Source organism: Pandoraea sp. NPDC087047, from assembly GCF_044745225.1.
Lineage (GTDB): Bacteria > Pseudomonadota > Gammaproteobacteria > Burkholderiales > Burkholderiaceae > Pandoraea.
The window spans coordinates 180,336-198,447 of sequence record NZ_JBIUZU010000009.1; the positions used below are offsets into that span (position 1 = coordinate 180,336).

Sequence of the window (18,112 nt, forward strand, 5' to 3'; positions counted from 1 at the left end):
TCCAGTTCGGGAAACCCGGTAATTATAGAAATATTTGGAAAGTTTTACCGGGCACGTCCCTGACGGACGGCGATGTCCTGCGCTGTCGTTTGCGCTGTGTTTGACCTGCGATTTACCGGACTTGCCGCGCGTTATTGCGCCGCGCCGCTCGCCGGCATTGCGAGGGTCTGCGCTTGCACGCCCTGACGCGAGAACGTCATGCGAGTCACGATTTCGAGGATGTCGTAACGCTGCTTCATCTCTGACGAGAAGTCGCCGAACGGTGCGCTCGCCTGCACGATGGCGACCGCCCGACGGTCCAGATCGCGGTTGCCGGAACTGCGCGTCACTTCCACGCCGACAACGTCCCAGCCGTCCTTGTGATACCCAAGCCCGCCTCGTTGATTTACGTTTAGCGTGACGATGAGTTCGCCATAAAGACGATCGTTACCAATTTGGGGAAAGTGCTCGGTGCCGTAACGCTCGACACGATGGCGCAGCGTGTCGAAATACCGTGCATATGCCACTTCGCGCGTGTTCGCCGTGACCTGACCGCGTTTGGGGCGGGTCTGGTAAGCGCGCAATTGCTTGTCGATCTCGGCCTGCAGGCGCGAGATCTGCTGGTCGACGGTCTGATCGTCGAGCCCCTGCCCGCGCTGCGGCGTGTCGGCGCGTTTGCGCTGTGCTTCCGGCATTGCCGCGTACTGGCTGCGTACCTGCGAGAGCAGCTTCTCCTGCATGGCCTCCAGATCGCTCACGTTGCGCTGAATCTGCGCGACAGGCGCCCCGTCACGCTCGATCGCGCGCGAGGGCAATGGCGACGTAGCACGCTCGCCATCGTGCTCACCGCCACCGACGAGGTTGGCCTGGGCGAGCGCAGTCGCCTTGTCCGGCGCGTTCGCAGACTTCGCGTTGACGAGAACGACTTCGAGCGGCGTGTCCGCGCTGTGCAACCGGAAGCTATCGGGGACCACGAAATGGACCGCCAGCGCGAGCAAATGCACCAGCGCTGAAAAGACGAGGCCCGTGGCGAGCGGATGCTCGCGCATGAGCGACCAGCCGCGGCGACGCGCCGCGCTCAGATTGCCGGCGGCCATTGCAGGTTTCAGCACGCGGGGTTGGCCGACGCGTCCCGTGCCCCCGCCGCCATCAACGCAGCAGCGAGCGGCGATGCGTCGGAAGCGCCATTGCCGGAGGGGGCGGATTGCGGTGCTTGCGCGGTGTTGGCGCTGTCGTCGCTAGCCGCGCCACGGCTGCCGTCGTCGCGCTCAGGCTCGCTTTCAGCATCGGCGTCGCCCGCGGAACCCGCGGGATCGTCGACGCTATCGGCACCCTCGGCGCCATCAGCCGCGTCGTTACCTTCGCCGCCCTCGCCACCACCTTCACCCCCGTCGCCGGAACCGCCCTCGCCTTCGTCATCGTCGTCGCCAAGCACGGTCTGGCTGGCGTCGAGCACCTGCGAGATGCGTACCGAAATGCTCAGCGTAACGACGTCGAACGACAGCACGTCGAGCATGATCTGCGTACCGCGCGCGTGCAGACCGAGACCCGGCACGATCAGCGTGAGCGGAATGTCGTTCAGACGAACGGTATCGCCCTTGATCACGCTCGCCTGCACCTGCGACTTGTTTTCCTGAATCAGCCAGCGCAGGCACCAATACCGCTCCATGCGGGTCTGGTGCTCGGCGTAGGCCGCATAGGCCGCCTCAAAGCTCGACACGGTAACGTACAGGTCGGCGTCCTTCGGCTTGAAGGGCGCCGCCAGCTTGGCCGCAACACCGTGACGCACGCAGGCGATCAACTGCCACTGGTTCACCAGATCGACGTAACGACGCAGCGGCGACGTGCTCCACGCGTACTGTTCGACACCGAGGCCCTCGTGCGGTGCGGGCGACGTCTGCATGCGCGTGCGGTTCACGCCATACGCGCGCTGTGCACGATAGATGCCCGGCACGCCGCATTCGGCAAGCAATCGCCCCCAGCGGCTGTTCGCGAGAATCGCCATCTCGGCGACGATCAGATCGAGCGGCGCGCCACGCAGGCGTTGCTTGATCGTGACGTGTTCGCCATCGACATAGAAATTGAAGTCGGTCTTGTTCTGCACTTCCGGTCGCAGGCCGTAACCCACGCGCGCGGCCTGACGCTTGTCGTACAGCGACTGCGCAAACGGCCACAGCAAACGCAACTCTTCCTTGTGCGGATAGTCGCCGCTGCCGTCGGCCAGCGTTTCGGCCGTGATGGTCGAGTCGAGTTCGTTGTGACGCAGGTTCGCGGAGATTGGCACCCGCTCCGCACGCGTCTCGGTCGTCACGATCTCATACGTGTCGGCCTGGACGACCACGTAAAGCGACAGTGCCGGACGTGCACCGCCCTCGGCGAGCGTATAAGCCTCGACCACCGAATCGGGGAGCATCGTGATCTTCTCGCCCGGCGAGTAGACCGTCGACAGGCGCACACGGGCGATCTCGTCGATGGCGTCGCCACGGGTGATGCCCAGCGCCGGGGCTGCGATGTGGATGCCCACGCGCAGCAGACCGTCGGGCAGCACTTGCACCGAGAGGGCGTCGTCGATTTCCGTCGTCGTCGAATCGTCGATGGAGAACGCCTGAACGTCGGCCAGCGGCAAATCGTCGCCCGGCAACGGCGTCGGCCCCACATCGGGGAAACCGGTGCCACGCGGGAAGTATTCGTAAAGGAACGCCGCCTCGTGATACGCGCGCGGCGACGCAATACCGCCGCAAGCGAGCATGACTTCAGCGTGGGTCTTGCCCAGCGCGATGGCCGCGGCGTCGAGCGCTTTCCATTCGATGGCGTTCTTGTCGGCACGGAACAGCAGCGTCAGTTCCTTGCCCTTGAGCGCATCCGGCAGCGTGCCCGCGATCAGTTGATCGGCATACGACGCCTGCAACTCCGCCTGTTGCTGTTTGCGGGCCAGTCCGGCGAGCGCGGCTTGCAACTGCTCCTGCGCGGCGCGCTGATACTGACCACGCCCCTTGCGACGGAAGTAGATCGGCGAAGCCTGCAACGCCAGCGCCAGTCCGGCCTGTTGCGCAACGCTCGCGCCTTCACCGAAATACTCGGTGGCAAGTACGGGGAACGGAAACTCGTCGGCAGGCGCGCATTCCCACAGGAAACTCATGTCGATGTCCTGTGCCGCGGCCTGTGCCTGCGCGATCAACTCGGCGGGCGTGGGGGATTCGAAACGCAACAGGACGTCGCGCCCCTTGATCTTGCTGCGACGCCCGCCAGGCAACTCCACCTGATACGACTCGCCCTGCTGCGACAACACCGTGCCAGCCTTGAAGCCGCCGGATTCCTCAAAAAAAATGTTCATGAAACAGCCATCGATCGCAATAGGCGATATTGTAGCCCGCCAATGTGCGGCGGTTTAGGACAGAAGAGGCAAACGGGCCTGCGCGTTATTCGCCGGCGAACGCGCTTGCCGTGCCCGGCGAAGGGGGCACGTCGATGCCTGCAAAGCGCAGCACGTCGTCCATATAGTCGACAAAATCGGAAATCCCGTGGTCGCTCCCCTCGATCAGCGTGAGCTTGGCGCCGGGATACTTCGCCACCATGTCACGGTAATCCAGCGTCTGGTCGCCGGTCGCGGCCACGAGGTAATAGCGCTCGGGACGCGTGATCTGCGCCACATCGATCATGCGCAATTCGTCCAGATGACGGGGCTCGACGACGATGGACCCACCGCCGTGCCACATCGGCTGCTCACCGAGCCATTTGCCGAGATCGTCGTACGGACGGGTCGCCGGATTGAGCACCACCGCGCGGCAACCCAGCTTCTCTGCGAGGTAGGTGGCGTAGTACCCGCCCAGCGAGCTGCCCACGATGGTCAACTCGTCAGCACTGACGCCAGTGAGCAGGCGCTGCGCATCGACGACGGCAGCCAGCGGCGACGGCGGCAGTTGCGGGCATGCCCAGGCATGCCCGAGGCCCAGCCGGTGCATGCGCGCGGCCATCAATTGCGCCTTGAAGGAGCGCGGCGACGAACGGAAGCCGTGCAAATAGAGAATCATGTGAGCCCCCGATAAAACCAGGTCAGTTGTTTGCCAACGGCCAAAACAGCCGCGAAGCGCCGCATCAGGCGCGTGCAGCCAATGCGTCGAGCAGTTTCTGGTGAATGCCACCGAAGCCGCCATTACTCATCACCACGATCTGATCGCCCGGCTGGGCCGCAGCGCTCACGGCGCGCACCAGCCCGTCGATATCGCTGAACGCCTGCCCACGCGCACCCAGCGGGGCGAGCGCTTCGGCGAGATTCCAGCCGAGGGCGTCCTTGCCCGACGGTGCGCCGTAGCCGAACACCAGATCGGCATCGGCCAGACTCGCGGGCAATTGCGCCTTCATCACGCCCAGCTTCATCGTGTTGGAGCGCGGTTCGAGCACCGCCAGAATGCGCGCACTTCCCGCGCGGCGGCGAAGTCCGGCAAGCGTCGTCTGGATCGCGGTCGGGTGGTGGGCAAAGTCGTCGTAGACGGTCACGCCAGCGGCCTCGCCGCGCACTTCCATACGACGCTTCACATTCTGGAACTTGCCCAGCGACGCCGCGCCCTGCTCGGGCGGCACCCCCACATGACGGGCGGCCGCCAACGCGGCCAGTGCATTCATCCGGTTGTGTTCGCCCTGCAGCGACCACTTCACTTCCCCCGCGGCCTTCGGGCCGTGATGGGCCCAGAAAGATTCCTGGCCGGGAGCGAGTGCGTCGTTCGCCTGGGCCACATGCCAGCCGTCGGCCACCCCGAAACGCTCGACTTCGCTCCAGCAGCCGCGCTCAAGCACTCGCTCCAGTGCCGCTTCGCGACCGTTTACGATCAGACGACCCTGCCCGGGTACCGTGCGAACGAGATGATGGAATTGCGTCTCGATGGCCGTCAGATCCGGGAAGATATCGGCGTGATCGAACTCGAGATTGTTCAGAATCGCCGTGCGCGGGTGGTAATGGACGAATTTGGAACGCTTGTCGAAGAAAGCCGTGTCGTACTCGTCGGCCTCGATCACGAAAAAATCGCTATTCGTCAGCCGCGCCGAGATACCGAAGTTCATCGGCACGCCGCCGACGAGGAAACCGGGGTTGTAGCCCGCGTCTTCGAGAATCCACGTCAGCATCGACGTCGTGGTCGTCTTGCCATGCGTGCCCGCCACCGCCAATACCCACTTTTTCGACAGCACATGCTCGCCCAGCCATTGCGGGCCCGACGTGTAAGGCAGATTCCGGTTCAGAATCTCTTCCATCAGCGGGTTGCCACGCGAGACGACGTTACCGATAACGAACAGATCGGGTTCGAGCGAGACCTGGTCGGCGTCGAAGCCCTCGATCAGACGAATGCCTTGTGCCTCGAGCTGCGTGCTCATCGGCGGGTAGACGTTGGCGTCGCAACCCGTGACGGTGTGACCGGCCTGACGCGCGAGGACTGCCAGACCGCCCATAAACGTGCCGCAGATGCCAAGAATATGAATATGCATGGATGGGGAGCGTGGTGAGAACGGGCCGAACCCGTGCGGGAAATGGAGTGCCGAAAAGCCAAGGGCTCCATTGTACCTGCGGCGTGATCCGCAATGCCTTTCGGGTATCATCGTCCGCATGACACGCAAATCCTGGACCGACGCCCAACGCCTGCGCGAAGCAATCGCCCTGGCGGCCGCCCGCCTCATTGCCGAGGAGGGCGCCGACTACGCCACCGCGAAGCGCAAGGCGGCGAAGCAGGTCACGGGAGAGACGCGAATTGCCGGCGAATTACTGCCCGATAACGACCAGATCGAAGCGGAAGTCCGTGAGTACGTGCAGACATTCCTCTCCGACTCGCAGCCGACTGAGCTGGCCCACCTGCGAGAGGTCGCCCTGACGGTCATGACCGAGCTGGCATGCTATCGGCCGTATATCACCGGCGCGGTCTATAACGGCACCGCGACAGCGCTATCTGATATCTATTTGCAGGCTTTTTGCGATAACCCGAAGGAAGTCGCCATCGATCTGCTCAACCGGGGCATCGATTACGAAGTGTCCGAGGGCCGCCATTTCAACGGCCGGGGCATGGTCGAGACGCTGAGCTTCCTCTGGCGCGAGCGTCGTCAGCGCGGTGAGCCGGCGGGGGTCCACCTGTCTTTGTATTCCATGGATGACATGCGAGGGGCGCTCAAGGCATCCGACGGCAATGGCCGGCCGGTGCGTACCGACGCCGACGGCTTGCGCGCCCTGATCGCCGAAGCCCAGACCGCCAGCCAAGAACCCAGCCACTGACCTTCCGGCAGATCGCCGCACAATCGCTGCCGATTCACGTCAAAATCGCCACTGATTCTTCGCAATTACCGTTCCTCTTTCGTATACCGTCTATTCCCGGATCTTCCGCCCCCACCATCATGGCAAAACGCATTGTTATTCTGGCGATTCTGGCACTCGCGGGATTGGCGGCCGGCTTCTGGCTCGGCCACCGAAACCAGCCATCGACCGACGCATCGGATGCGGCCGTCGCCCAATTGCTCGCCACGCGCCTGCCCGACCTCAAAGGCAACGATCAGGCGCTATCGCAATGGCGCGGCAAAACACTGGTCGTAAACTTCTGGGCACCGTGGTGCGGGCCCTGCGTCGAGGAAATGCCCGATCTGCAGGCACTTTCTACCGAATTCAGCAGTAAAAACGTTCAATTTTTGGGAATTGGCATAGATACCGCTCAGAACATGATCGCATTCGAGCAAAAGGTGAAGGTCGATTACCCGCTGCTGGTGGCGGGCTACGCCGGCACCGACCTCGCCCGCGCGCTCGGCAACAAGGCCGGGGCGTTGCCCTTCACCGTGGTGGTCGACCCGCAGGGCCGTCTACACTATGAGAAGCTCGGCCGCATCACGTCGGACGAGGTCCGTGCAGCCCTCAAACCGCTCATCTGACCCCAGCGACGGAAACGGGCATGCCGGGAAGCCCCGCCAGACGTGACCGGCGCGGCCATTTTTTCGCCCCACTGGACAAAATCCACCAACTGGCGTTTAATTGCGCCCAATTTCGTGAAATTTGATTCGCCGATGCCTCACCGCATTCTCGTGCTCCACGGCCCTAACCTGAACCTGCTCGGTACTCGCGAGCCGGAGGTGTATGGCCGCACGACGCTGGCCGACATCGACTCCGCCCTTGCGGAGCAGGCCCGGACGGCGGGTGCCGAGGTGGCGACATTCCAGAGTAATCACGAAGGCGCACTGGTTGACCGGATTCAGGCGGCGCGCGGTGAGTCGATCGACTTCATCGTCATCAACCCTGCTGCCTATACTCACACCAGCGTGGCAATTCGCGACGCATTGGCCGGGGTAGGCATCCCGTTCGTCGAAGTTCACCTCTCGAACGTTCATGCGCGCGAAGCCTTCCGGCATCACTCGTACGTTTCCGATATTGCGCAAGGCGTGATCTGCGGCCTGGGCTGGCGCGGGTACACCTACGCACTCGATTTTGCCCTGCGGCGACTCGCCGGCGGGTAGTCCTCTCACATCCCCATTTCCTCTCGCGGGACGTTGCGCCCGCGTCGATACAGAATCAAGGAGCTTCCTTCATGGATTTGCGCAAACTCAAGACGTTGATCGACCTCGTGGCCGAATCGGGTATTTCCGAGCTCGAAGTCACGGAAGGCGAAGGCAAGGTCCGCATCGTCAAGGCGCCGCCGCAAGTGATCGCGGCCCCGATGCAGATGGCCATGCCGGCCGCCATGCCGCAGGTCGCTGCGCAAGTTCCCGCCGCTATTGGCACCGCACCGGCAACGCCGGCCGTGCCGCAAGGTCATATCGTGCCCTCGCCGATGGTCGGTACGTTCTACCGCGCGCCGTCGCCGGGTGCCGATCCGTTCGCGCAAGTCGGCGACTCGGTCAAGGAAGGCCAGACGCTGTGCATCATCGAAGCGATGAAGTTGCTCAACGAGATCGAGTCGGACAAGACCGGCGTGATCAAGGAAATCCTCGTCGAGAACGGTCAGGCCGTGGAATACGGTCAACCGCTGTTCGTGATCGGCTAATGCCGGTTGTCGGACGCCCCGCCCGCGCGGCTCTCACGCCGCGTGGCCGCATGCGGCGCCCGGCCCCGCTCCTCTCCCCTTACGGGCAGGACTGCACATAATGTTTGAAAAAATTCTCATCGCCAACCGCGGCGAAATCGCTCTGCGCGTTCAGCGCGCGTGCCGCGAGATGGGCATCAAGACCGTGGTCGTCTACTCCGAAGCCGACAAGGAAGCGAAGTACGTCAAGCTCGCCGACGAATCGGTCTGTATCGGCCCCGCCCCCTCGCCGCTCAGCTATCTGAACATGCCCGCGCTCATCAGCGCGGCGGAAGTCACCGACGCCCAGGCCATCCACCCGGGTTACGGCTTCCTCTCCGAGAACGCCGACTTCGCCGAGCGCGTCGAGCAATCGGGCTTCACGTTCATCGGCCCGCGCCCCGAAACCATTCGTCTGATGGGCGACAAGGTGTCGGCCAAGCAGACCATGATCAAGACCGGCGTGCCCTGCGTGCCGGGCTCGGAAGGCGCATTGCCCGACGATCCGAAGGAAATCGTGCGTATTGCACGTCAGGTCGGCTATCCGGTGATCATCAAGGCAGCAGGCGGCGGCGGCGGTCGCGGCATGCGCGTGGTGCACACGGAAGCGGCGCTCGTGAACGCGGTCAACATGACCCGCGAAGAAGCCGGCCGTGCCTTCGGCAACCCGGAAGTCTATATGGAGAAGTTCCTCGAGAACCCGCGCCATATCGAAATCCAGGTGCTCGCCGACAAGCACAAGCAGGCCATCTGGCTGGGTGAGCGCGACTGCTCGATGCAACGCCGTCACCAGAAGGTGATCGAAGAGGCGACCGCACCGCTGATTCCGCGCCGTCTGATCGAGCGCATCGGCGATCGTTGCGCCGACGCCTGCAAGAAGATGGGTTACCTCGGCGCCGGTACGTTCGAATTCCTGTACGAGAACGGCGAGTTCTACTTCATCGAAATGAACACGCGCGTGCAGGTCGAACACCCGGTCACGGAAATGATCACGGGTGTCGATATCGTGCAGGAGCAGATCCGCATTGCGGCCGGCGAGAAGCTCGCTTACCGTCAGCGCGACATTCAGTTCCAGGGTCACGCCATCGAGTGCCGTATCAACGCCGAAGATCCGTTCAAGTTCACGCCGTCGCCGGGCCGCATCACCGCCTGGCATATGCCTGGCGGCCCCGGCATTCGCGTCGACACGCACGCTTACAACGGCTATTTCGTGCCGCCTAACTACGATTCCATGATCGGCAAGCTGATCGCTTACGGCGCAACGCGCGAGCAGGCGATTCGCCGCATGCGCGTGGCACTGTCGGAAATCGTGGTCGAAGGTATCCAGACGAACATTCCGCTGCACCGGGAACTGATGCTCGACGCCAAGTTCGTCGAAGGCGGCACGAGCATCCATTATCTGGAACACAAGCTGGCGCAGAAGTCTGCCGTCGGCGGTAATTAAGCACGTCAATTGGAATCACTCGCCATGTATCGCGAACTCGTCGTAGAAGTTGCCCGCGCCCAAGCCGAGGCCCTGTCGGACGCCCTGCTCGACCTGGGCGTGCTGTCGGTCTCCGTGGAAGACGCAGACGCCGACACGCCCGACGAGCAACCGATGTTCGGCGAGCCGGGTCTCACCCCGCCGGACACCGCGTGGCAACGCTCGCGCGTGGTCGCACTGGTGGGGGAGGATCAGGACGCCGCCGTGCTGCTCGCGGCGGCTGTCAACGAGCTGGGGCTCGCCGAGTCGCCTGCTTTCACGTTGCGTGACGTGGAGGAACAGGACTGGGTGCGTCTGACGCAATCGCAGTTCGAGCCGATGCAGATCGGCCAACGGATCTGGGTCGTCCCCTCGTGGCACGACGCCCCAGACACCGACGCCCTCATTCTCGAACTCGATCCGGGTCTGGCCTTCGGCACCGGCAGCCATCCGACCACGCGCCTTTGCATGGAGTGGCTCGAACAGCACGTGCAACCGGGTCAGTCGCTGCTCGACTACGGCTGCGGCTCGGGCATTCTGGCGATTCTCGCGCGCAAGTGCGGCGCCGATCCCGTCATCGGTATCGACATCGACCCGCAAGCCGTGGAATCCGCCCGCTACAACAGCGAACGCAATCACGCGCCGGTCGAGTACGGATTGCCCGACGACCTGCGCGACGGTCAGTTCAACATCGTGGTCGCCAACATCCTGTCGAATCCGCTCAAGCTGCTCGCGTCGATGCTGACGTCGCGCGTGGCGCCCGGCGGCCGGCTCGCGCTGTCCGGCGTGCTGGAACGGCAGGCCGACGAGGTGATCGCGGCTTATGCGCCCTATATGAAGATGTCGGTCTGGCGCGCTCACGACGGCTGGGTCTGCCTGCACGGGCAGGCCGCCGGTTAAACTGCGCACAACGCGCCGAGTCCCCCGAGTCCCATGACCCAGTCCTCGCGCGTTCTCGCTACCCGCTGCCCTCACTGTCACACCGTCTTTCGCGTCGTCGCGGATCAGCTCAAGCTGCGCGACGGCCTCGTGCGCTGCGGCCATTGCCGTGAAGTGTTCGACGGACGCGCCCATCTTTGCGATCCCCCCGCAGAGGAAAAGGAAACGTCGACGAGCCCAGCGGCGAGCGCCAGGGGGGGCGTGGAGCCCGTCAGCGGCACCACGGTGGCCGATCGCACCGGCAACGATGTAACGCCCAGCCCGATATCGGCATCGTCCTCACCCTCGTCTGACGCGATACCGCACACGACACCGCTATCGTCCTCGCTTGGTGTCACGCCTGACGAGACATCGCCTTCGCCCAACGCAGCGCCGAACGCGACACCGTTGTCGTCCCCATCGCCCGCATTGGCGTCGGCCCAGGAGTCCGTGACACCCTTGTCACCCTCGGCAGGCGGAAAGCCTGTGCCGGAGATGCTCACGCCCACGGCCATCGCGGCGCTGCTCGGCTCACCCGACGAGAGCCGCGCCCGCATGCGGCACGGCCCGGGGCGCTATATGGACGACGATCCCACGGTGCTGCCCGCGCCCACAGCATCGCCCTCGGCGGACGCGTCGGCCGCTGCCGTCGCGAAGCAAAACAAAGACAAACGCCCCGGCGCAGCGCGCATCGTCTGGCGCGTGCTGATGGCGTTGGCCGTCCTCGGTCTGCTCGGTCAATGGGCGTGGCTCGAACGCGCCGCGCTCGTCGACCGCATTCCTGCTTTGCATGGCGTGTTTGCGGCGATCGGCCGTCCGGTGCACGTGACAATCGCGCTACCTCGTCAGCCGGACATGATTCGGATTTCGAGCGTGACGCTCGTCACCGACGAAGCCGGTGCGAGCCAGGACGCCGACACTGCCAGCGCCGCCACCGCCGCCACGCCCGGCGACACCGTGCCGATGACGCTCACGGTCTTCATCCGCAATCAGGCGGACTACGCGCTGGCATGGCCATCGCTTGAGCTGACGCTGTCGGACATTGACGGCAAGCCGGTGGTGCGTCGCGTTTTTTCAGCCAACGAATACGTCACTGAAGCAACGACGCGCAATGCGGGGCTTGCACCACGCAATGAGCGCACGATTCGGTTACGATTGTCGGCGCAGGCAGCGCTAGCCAGTAATTACCGGGTGCTCGCGTTCTATCCCTGATAGCGCTGTTGCACTCAACCTAGGAGAGATAGATGTCTCAAGTCACGCTCGGGGGCAACCCCATCGAAGTCGACGGCCAGTTCCCGCAGAAGGGTCAGACCGCACCGGCCCTGTCGCTGGTCAATGCCAAATTGCAGGACGTCACGCTCGACGACTTCGCTGGCAAGCGCAAAGTCCTCAATATTGTGCCGAGCCTCGACACGCCGACGTGCGCCACGTCGACCCGCAAGTTCAACGAAGCCGCGGGCAAGCTCGATAACACCGTCGTGCTCGTGATTTCGGCCGACCTGCCGTTCGCCATGAGCCGCTTCTGCGCCACCGAAGGCCTGAACAACGTCGTCACGCTCTCGACCATGCGCGGTCGCGAGTTCCTCAAGAACTATGGTGTCGCTATCACGACCGGCCCGCTCGCCGGCGTGTCGGCTCGCGCCGTGGTTGTGCTCGATGCGGATAACCGTGTCGTGCACGCCGAACTCGTGCCGGAGATCAAGAACGAACCGAATTACGACGCAGCGCTCGCCGCCCTGTCGTAATTCCTGACCCCGGAATGCCTGATGTCCTCATCGGGTAGCCGGTCATCGCTGCGATCTGTCCCGACCGAATGTGCCATCCGGTCCAGTGCGGGCCGGTCGCAGCGAATGCAGTGAGTGCCGTACTTGCCGTTCCCCGGCCGGAGCCACGACATGCCCCGGCCCGTTTTTGTCCAGCGGCAAAAGACCGCGCAACGGCACATCGCCGTCTGTCGTCGCCCGTTGGCTCTCCCCCGATTACTTTCTCAAGGATTTTCCCGTGACTACCGTGATCTGCGGCTCGCTGGCCTACGACAACATCATGACGTTCGAAGGGCGCTTCGGCGAGCACATCCTGCCTGATCAGGTGCACATCCTGAACGTCAGCTTCCTCGTGCCGACGATGCGCCGCAACTTCGGCGGCTGCGCCGGCAACATCGGCTACAGCCTGCATCTGCTGGGCGGCGCGCCGGTGGTCATGGCCACTGTTGGTGAAGACGGCGCCGCCTACATCGAGCGTTTCAAGTCGCTTGGCATGACGACGGAGTTCGTGCGTACGGTCGCGGACAGCATGACGGCCAACGCCATGATCACCACCGATCTGGACAACAACCAGATCACCGCCTTCCACCCGGGCGCAATGATGTTCTCGTCGCGCAACCGCGTGGCCGATGCAAAGGGCGCCAAGCTCGGCATCGTCGCCCCGGATGCCCCCGACGCCATGCTCGCCCACGCCGAAGGCTTCGCCGCAGCGGGCGTGCCGTTCGTGTTCGATCCGGGTCAGGGCCTGCCGTTGCTCTCGCCTGAGGCACTGCGTCGCATGGTGGAACTCGCCACGTATCTGGCGGTCAACGACTACGAAGCCAAGCTCCTCAGCACGAAGACCGGAATGTCGTTGGAAGACCTCCAGTCGCGTGTCGAGGCACTTGTCGTCACGCGCGGAGAGCACGGGGCCCAGATCTTCGCCGGCGGCAAGCAACACGACATTCCTGCCGTGACTGCCAAGCGTGTCGTCGACCCCACCGGGTGCGGCGACGCATTCCGTGGCGGTTTGCTGTATGGCATCGAAAAGGGCCTCGACTGGCCGACTACCGGCCGCCTGGCCAGCCTGATGGGTTCGCTCAAGATTGCCGAGCAAGGCCCGCAGACTTACGCACCGACGCGCTCCGATATCGAGACGCAATATGAAGAAGCGTTCGGCCACCGCTTCGAATGATTTAAGGAAAGACACCACGATGGCACGACTGACCACTCCGCTCATCATTCTCACCGCTGCGGCTTCGCTTACGCTGTCCGCCTGTACGGCATTCGGCCCGAGCAACTCCGCGAGCGTCTATAGCAGCCGCCAGGCACAACGCGAGCAGGTTGTGCGCATGGGCACGGTCGAATCGGTACGTCCTGTCACGATCGACAGCAGCAACGGCGACCCGGGCATTCTGGGTATCGCAGGCGGCGGTGCGCTGGGCGCGATCGGCGGCAGCGCCCTCGGCGGCGGTCGCGGCTCGATTGCGACGGGTATCGTCGGCGGTCTGATCGGCGCGGTAGCCGGCCAGGCCATCGAAAGCCGCGTGAGCAAGAAGGCTGGTCTGGAGATCACGGTACGTCTGGACAACGGCGAGTTGCGCGCGATCACGCAAGATGCCGACGATGCATTCCAGCCGGGCCAGCGCGTTCGTCTGCTCTCGAGCGGCGGCGTGACCCGCGTGACGCACTAAGTCAGCGGTGCGCCGAAGCCCCACACGCATCGCTGGCGAGCACGCCATCGCGTATTGCCGGGCTTCAGGCGCAAGCATCGCTCGGATGTCATCGGACATTCGGGCAAGCAGGGCAAGCGGGCGACTCAAGTCGCCCGTTTTCATTTCCGCCATGAAAAAACCCGCTGTGACGATCGCTCATCACAGCGGGTTTCGGATCGAGTAGCCCTACTCGATCAAAAGACACCTAAGTGCCTTGGTTCCTGCATCGGCACTCGAATTACGGACGGCTGCCGGTCGGGAACGGCCATGCCGCTGCCGGGTTCAGCGTCGTCTTCGCAGCTGCCGGCGTCGTGGCCGGAGCCGGCGTTGCCGGCTTGGCAGCGACCTTCTTCACTGCCGGCTTCTTGGCAGCAGCAGGCTTCTTGGCAGCGGGCTTCGCAGCGGCCTTCTTCGCTGCAGGCTTCGCTGCCGGCTTCTTGGCAACAGCCTTCTTCGCAGCAGGCTTGGCGGCGGCCTTCTTCGCTGCCGGCTTTTTGGCTGCCGGCTTCCTGGCGGCAGCCTTCTTCACTGCCGCCTTCTTGGCTGCCGGCTTCGCAACCTTCTTCACTGCGGCCTTCTTCGCTGCCGGCTTTGCAACCTTCTTCACTGCGGCCTTCTTCGCTGCCGGCTTCGCAACCTTCTTCACTGCGGCCTTCTTCGCTGCCGGCTTCGCAACCTTCTTCACTGCGGCCTTCTTCGCTGCCGGCTTTGCAACCTTCTTCACTGCGGCCTTCTTCGCTGCCGGCTTTGCAACCTTCTTGGCAGCAACCTTCTTTACTGCCGGCTTCTTGGCAGCAACGGCCTTCTTTGCAGCCGACTTCTTGGCAACAGCCTTCTTGGCTGCGGGTTTTTTCTTAGCAGTAGTAGCCATCACTTTGCTCCTTAACGTGAGAGATCACTCAAACAAACCACCTGAGAAGGAAACCCGACCACCGTGCGGCGAACCGCCGGCGAGCGGGCTATTCATCGGCGTACGCATCGGACATCGACGGCTTACGCTAATGAATTCGGCGCTGCGTGCGTGATGCGAACCATGAGTGCTCACGCGCGCAAAAAAATTGCCGGCGACATTGCCGCCAGCAATTCGATTGTCTTGAGAAAGGAAATTCGCCAGATTCTTCGGGGGGTAGCTTGCCTGTCCCGTCATCGGGATGGAGGAGATTGCGATAGCGGATAAGCGATACTGCTTGCTATGCACCAAGGTTTTTACGCTCCGTAACTACCAGCTCTCTGTGCGGGAGGAAAGCAATGCGCTTTCGCGTGTTCATCGAGACTGCAATTTATTTGAGCGAATAATAATTCTTTTGTGATGCGATGTTAATACTTTGTGCATAAAAAAGCGCACATCAATCGTCGCGAAGAAGTCAATCTGTTGTTTTGATGCACATCGCACTCGCATGTCGATGCGTGCGATGCGTTTGCGAAGCGACAACTTCAACGCGCGAGTGAGGAGGATGGGTGTGAGCAGCGCGTCTTCTTCGACTTCTCTTGCTGCCACTCACGTGTGCCACGCCCACACACACCACCCTCTCGAAACCCGCATGGATGCTTGCTTTGCGCGGAGCATCCATTTTTCCCTCAATGCTTAGTCCCAGCTCAATGCACCACCCGTCTGGTACTCGATCACTCGCGTCTCGAAGAAGTTGCGCTCCTTCTTCAAGTCGATCATCTCGCTCATCCACGGGAACGGATTTTCTTCGTTCGGGTAGAGCGCCTCGAGACCGATTTGGGCACAACGACGGTTCGCGATGAAGCGCAGATAGCTCTTGAACATGGCAGCGTTCAGACCGAGCACGCCGCGCGGCATCGTGTCTTCAGCATAGCGATACTCAAGCTCGACGGCCTTCTTGAACAGCTCGCGAATCTCTTCGCGGAACTCCGGCGTCCACAGGTTCGGGTTTTCCAGCTTCACCTGGTTGATGAGGTCGATGCCGAAGTTGCAGTGCATCGACTCGTCGCGAAGGATGTACTGATATTGCTCCGCAGCACCCGTCATCTTGTTCTGACGGCCCAGCGCCAGAATCTGCGTGAAGCCGACGTAGAAGAACAGACCTTCCATGATGCAGGCGAACACGATCAGCGAGCGCAGCAGTTTCTGGTCGGCTTCCTGCGTGCCTGTCTTGAACGACGGGTCGGCAACCACTTCGATGAACGGCAGCAGGAACTCGTCCTTGTCGCGAATCGACGGCACTTCGTGATATGCGTTGAAGATCTCGCCTTCGTCCAAACCCAGGCTCTCGACGATGTACTGATAAGCGTGCGTGTGGATCGCCTCTTCAAACGCCTGACGCAGCAGGAACTGACGGCACTCCGGCGCGGTGATGTGGCGATAGGTGCCCAGCACGATGTTGTTCGCTGCGAGCGAGTCGGCCGTCACGAAGAAACCGAGGTTGCGCTTGATGATGCGGCGCTCGTCTTCGGTCAGACCATTCGGGTCTTTCCACAAGGCGATGTCGCGCGACATGTTGATTTCCTGCGGCATCCAGTGGTTTGCGCAACCGGCCAGATACTTTTCCCATGCCCACTTGTACTTGAACGGCACCAGTTGGTTCACGTCCGTCGTGCCGTTGATCACGCGCTTGTCCGATGCGCTCACGCGACGCGTCGACGCCGAAGCGATCGTGGCCGGCGTATCGTCTTGCGTGCCCAGAATGTTCGGCGCGGCGGCAGGGGCTGCCGGCTTGGCAGCGGAGGTGTCTTCTTCCCAGTTAAGCATAGGGTCTCAGTCCGTTCAGGTTGATGCGATACACGCGTGGGGCGCGCATCGCCGAAGCGACAGATCAGCCGTTCGCATGCGAAGGCCGACGAAAAAATTGCGATAGTGCAGCCGTCAGCGTATCGATGACGGCGGAAAATCCGCGAGTGGCAATGCTTGGTATTGGGGGTGCGGCAGATGCGCTTTCGCGCTGAGTTGAACGATCGCGTCGATTCCGAAGCTGCAATCTCTGACTTGCAACATCATGACCTCCCGACGTCGATCGAATGACTCCAATTTAGCACAATACCGTCACTCATTCCAGTCAATCGACACTATATATTGTGTCGAATTATGCGAGCACCACTATACCTAGTGTTTGCTAGCATTCCACCGCCGAATGACTTCCGGTCTGGCGGGACCGGCATCTTGCCATGAATCGACGCCGCACGACAGGGTTTGCAGTGCATCAAAACGACGCGCCCGCGCATTGGCGTATCCTGTGCGGCAAGCGTCACTGCGCGGCAGACCGGAGCGGAAGATTCCGGCGCGCGCCACCTCCCGACGCCAATAAAGGAGAACTGACGATGACATCCCCACTCGCCGACGGCGTACAGGCAGGGCACGCGGGCCCGACACCCCTGATCCTCACGCCCGGCAAACCGATCCGCCTCGCCAAGGGCCCCCTCGTCGCCGAGGTACAGCCCGGTTGCGGCGCCCGCCTCTCGCGACTCGCTCGCCGCGACACCCGCGGCGATCTGTTCGACTACCTCGTGCCGCTCGGCACCGAGCCGTTCTCGTCTGACGAATGGCCCAAAGCGGGTGCGTTTCCGATGCTGCCCTATACCAATATGCTGCGCGACGACACGCTGCACTGGCGCGAGCGCGCGATTGCCGTTCACGAGTCGCCGGCGGCGTCGAGTTCGCTGCACGGCTGGGGGCTGCGGCGTGTGTGGGACGTCGTCGACGAAAGCCCGCACTGCTGCGTGCTGCAACTCGACTGCCCCGCCCAGCCGGAATGGCCCTGGCACTATCAGGCGTATCTCGCGGTGACGCTCGACGAGCATGGCGTCGACATGCAACTGTCGCTCACCAATCTGTCAACGCAGGAGATGCCGGCCGGGCTCGGTTTGCACCCCTACTTCCGCTGGCCCGCGGGCGCTCGCCTGACGTTCGAGTCCGAGGCCGTCTGGCGCTCACCGTCGGAGGACATTCGCTGGCCGAGCGAGCAACGCGTGCATGTCGGGGCGATGGAAGTGGTGTCGGTCGGCGGCGGCCTCGATACCGGCGGACGCTCGACCTGGTTCGCCGAAGTGCCCGCCGAATCGGGACGCTTCGACGCACGTATCGACTATGCGGGCGGCCTGCGCAGCGCAACGGTACGCAGCGACGACGCCACCTGGCTCGTGCTGCACTCGCCCGCCGGGCGCCCCTATCTGTGCCTGGAGCCGTCGACGCACCGCGTGGGCGAGTTCGACGACGATCATGTCGTGCTCGCCCACGGCGAGACGCTCGATCTGTCGATGCGCATCGACCTGGCCTGATCTCGCCTGATCGGGTCTGACCGGGCCTGAGCGCCG

18 protein-coding genes are annotated in these 18,112 nt (G+C 63.1%); 11 read left to right on the forward strand and 7 right to left on the reverse strand.

The features are described from left to right. Positions 1-131 precede the first annotated feature (131 nt). The 4 genes from ACIPHM_RS18680 to mpl all read right to left on the reverse strand — a co-directional run bounded on the left by ACIPHM_RS18680 (position 132) and on the right by mpl (position 5,577). On the reverse strand, positions 132-1,091 hold the full coding sequence (locus tag ACIPHM_RS18680) for an energy transducer TonB (RefSeq protein ID WP_400331307.1): 960 nt from the start codon (positions 1,089-1,091) through the stop codon (positions 132-134). Then, positions 1,085-3,313 (reverse strand): ribonuclease catalytic domain-containing protein, encoded by a 2,229-nt coding sequence (locus tag ACIPHM_RS18685; protein ID WP_400331310.1) that lies wholly within the window; start codon positions 3,311-3,313, stop codon positions 1,085-1,087. The genes ACIPHM_RS18680 and ACIPHM_RS18685 overlap by 7 nt, the downstream gene beginning before the upstream one ends. Positions 3,314-3,398: 85 nt before the next feature. Further along, a complete protein-coding gene (locus tag ACIPHM_RS18690; RefSeq protein WP_400331313.1) occupies positions 3,399-4,010 on the reverse strand; it encodes a YqiA/YcfP family alpha/beta fold hydrolase in 612 nt (203 codons plus the stop codon). A 64-nt stretch (positions 4,011-4,074) separates the two neighbouring features. Then, a complete protein-coding gene (gene mpl, locus ACIPHM_RS18695) occupies positions 4,075-5,577 on the reverse strand; it encodes a UDP-N-acetylmuramate:L-alanyl-gamma-D-glutamyl-meso-diaminopimelate ligase (RefSeq protein ID WP_400331316.1) in 1,503 nt (500 codons plus the stop codon). Here mpl and ACIPHM_RS18700 point away from each other — a divergent pair. The 10 genes from ACIPHM_RS18700 to ACIPHM_RS18745 all read left to right on the forward strand — a co-directional run bounded on the left by ACIPHM_RS18700 (position 5,576) and on the right by ACIPHM_RS18745 (position 13,816). Then, complete coding sequence (locus tag ACIPHM_RS18700) at positions 5,576-6,232, forward strand: UDP-N-acetylmuramate--alanine ligase (protein ID WP_400331319.1); 657 nt, start codon at positions 5,576-5,578, stop codon at positions 6,230-6,232. The two genes, mpl and ACIPHM_RS18700, sit on opposite strands and share 2 nt — an antisense overlap. Before the next feature lie 119 nt (positions 6,233-6,351). Further along, positions 6,352-6,876, forward strand: a complete 525-nt coding sequence (locus ACIPHM_RS18705; protein ID WP_400331322.1) for a TlpA family protein disulfide reductase — start codon at positions 6,352-6,354, stop codon at positions 6,874-6,876. Positions 6,877-7,008: 132 nt separating this feature from the next. Continuing rightward, a complete protein-coding gene (aroQ, locus tag ACIPHM_RS18710) occupies positions 7,009-7,455 on the forward strand; it encodes a type II 3-dehydroquinate dehydratase (protein ID WP_400331495.1) in 447 nt (148 codons plus the stop codon). Between the two features lie 71 nt (positions 7,456-7,526). Further along, positions 7,527-7,982, forward strand: a complete 456-nt coding sequence (gene accB / locus ACIPHM_RS18715) for an acetyl-CoA carboxylase biotin carboxyl carrier protein (protein ID WP_400331325.1) — start codon at positions 7,527-7,529, stop codon at positions 7,980-7,982. Positions 7,983-8,082: 100 nt separating this feature from the next. Next, positions 8,083-9,444, forward strand: coding sequence for an acetyl-CoA carboxylase biotin carboxylase subunit (accC, locus tag ACIPHM_RS18720; protein WP_400331328.1), 1,362 nt, complete (start codon positions 8,083-8,085; stop codon positions 9,442-9,444). A 24-nt stretch (positions 9,445-9,468) separates the two neighbouring features. After that, entirely contained in the window at positions 9,469-10,362 is an 894-nt protein-coding gene (gene prmA / locus ACIPHM_RS18725; protein ID WP_400331331.1) for a 50S ribosomal protein L11 methyltransferase, read from the forward strand. Positions 10,363-10,395: 33 nt separating this feature from the next. Then, a complete protein-coding gene (locus ACIPHM_RS18730) occupies positions 10,396-11,592 on the forward strand; it encodes a DUF3426 domain-containing protein (protein WP_400331333.1) in 1,197 nt (398 codons plus the stop codon). Positions 11,593-11,624: 32 nt separating this feature from the next. Continuing rightward, on the forward strand, positions 11,625-12,125 hold the full coding sequence (gene tpx, locus ACIPHM_RS18735) for a thiol peroxidase (RefSeq protein ID WP_400331336.1): 501 nt from the start codon (positions 11,625-11,627) through the stop codon (positions 12,123-12,125). Between the two features lie 256 nt (positions 12,126-12,381). Then, entirely contained in the window at positions 12,382-13,317 is a 936-nt protein-coding gene (locus tag ACIPHM_RS18740; RefSeq protein WP_400331339.1) for a carbohydrate kinase family protein, read from the forward strand. A gap of 19 nt (positions 13,318-13,336) precedes the next feature. Further along, on the forward strand, positions 13,337-13,816 hold the full coding sequence (locus tag ACIPHM_RS18745; protein WP_400331342.1) for a hypothetical protein: 480 nt from the start codon (positions 13,337-13,339) through the stop codon (positions 13,814-13,816). 259 nt (positions 13,817-14,075) lie between these two features. Here ACIPHM_RS18745 and ACIPHM_RS18750 read toward each other — a convergent pair whose 3' ends face one another. From ACIPHM_RS18750 to ACIPHM_RS18760, 3 genes are all read right to left on the reverse strand, one after another. After that, the gene (locus ACIPHM_RS18750) at positions 14,076-14,708 is read right to left on the reverse strand and encodes a histone H1-like DNA-binding protein (protein WP_400331345.1); all 633 of its coding nucleotides are present in this window, start codon (positions 14,706-14,708) and stop codon (positions 14,076-14,078) included. 24 nt (positions 14,709-14,732) lie between these two features. Further along, complete coding sequence (locus ACIPHM_RS18755; protein WP_400331348.1) at positions 14,733-15,038, reverse strand: hypothetical protein; 306 nt, start codon at positions 15,036-15,038, stop codon at positions 14,733-14,735. 384 nt (positions 15,039-15,422) lie between these two features. Then, positions 15,423-16,553: a ribonucleotide-diphosphate reductase subunit beta gene (locus ACIPHM_RS18760; protein ID WP_400331350.1), complete on the reverse strand. Its 1,131-nt coding sequence runs from the start codon at positions 16,551-16,553 to the stop codon at positions 15,423-15,425. 566 nt (positions 16,554-17,119) lie between these two features. On the opposite strand from ACIPHM_RS18760, the gene ACIPHM_RS18765 reads away from it, so the two are divergent. Next, positions 17,120-18,076 carry a hypothetical protein gene (locus ACIPHM_RS18765; protein ID WP_400331353.1) on the forward strand — a complete coding sequence of 319 codons (957 nt, stop codon included), beginning with the start codon at positions 17,120-17,122 and terminating at the stop codon, positions 18,074-18,076. The last annotated feature ends 36 nt before the right edge of the window (positions 18,077-18,112 follow it).

Excerpts from the sequence above, each read along its gene's own strand:
- ACIPHM_RS18705 (WP_400331322.1), top strand. The coding sequence starts at position 6,352 with ATGGCAAAACGCATTGTTATTCTGGCGATTCTGGCACTCGCGGGATTG.
- ACIPHM_RS18745 (WP_400331342.1), top strand. The coding sequence starts at position 13,337 with ATGGCACGACTGACCACTCCGCTCATCATTCTCACCGCTGCGGCTTCG.
- ACIPHM_RS18690 (WP_400331313.1), bottom strand. The coding sequence starts at position 4,010 with ATGATTCTCTATTTGCACGGCTTCCGTTCGTCGCCGCGCTCCTTCAAG.
- aroQ (WP_400331495.1), top strand. The coding sequence starts at position 7,009 with ATGCCTCACCGCATTCTCGTGCTCCACGGCCCTAACCTGAACCTGCTC.
- ACIPHM_RS18760 (WP_400331350.1), bottom strand. The coding sequence starts at position 16,553 with ATGCTTAACTGGGAAGAAGACACCTCCGCTGCCAAGCCGGCAGCCCCT.
- ACIPHM_RS18750 (WP_400331345.1), bottom strand. The coding sequence starts at position 14,708 with ATGGCTACTACTGCTAAGAAAAAACCCGCAGCCAAGAAGGCTGTTGCC.
- ACIPHM_RS18765 (WP_400331353.1), top strand. The coding sequence starts at position 17,120 with ATGACATCCCCACTCGCCGACGGCGTACAGGCAGGGCACGCGGGCCCG.
- tpx (WP_400331336.1), top strand. The coding sequence starts at position 11,625 with ATGTCTCAAGTCACGCTCGGGGGCAACCCCATCGAAGTCGACGGCCAG.
- prmA (WP_400331331.1), top strand. The coding sequence starts at position 9,469 with ATGTATCGCGAACTCGTCGTAGAAGTTGCCCGCGCCCAAGCCGAGGCC.
- ACIPHM_RS18685 (WP_400331310.1), bottom strand. The coding sequence starts at position 3,313 with ATGAACATTTTTTTTGAGGAATCCGGCGGCTTCAAGGCTGGCACGGTG.
- ACIPHM_RS18730 (WP_400331333.1), top strand. The coding sequence starts at position 10,396 with ATGACCCAGTCCTCGCGCGTTCTCGCTACCCGCTGCCCTCACTGTCAC.
- accC (WP_400331328.1), top strand. The coding sequence starts at position 8,083 with ATGTTTGAAAAAATTCTCATCGCCAACCGCGGCGAAATCGCTCTGCGC.
- mpl (WP_400331316.1), bottom strand. The coding sequence starts at position 5,577 with ATGCGGACGATGATACCCGAAAGGCATTGCGGATCACGCCGCAGGTAC.
- accB (WP_400331325.1), top strand. The coding sequence starts at position 7,527 with ATGGATTTGCGCAAACTCAAGACGTTGATCGACCTCGTGGCCGAATCG.
- ACIPHM_RS18700 (WP_400331319.1), top strand. The coding sequence starts at position 5,576 with ATGACACGCAAATCCTGGACCGACGCCCAACGCCTGCGCGAAGCAATC.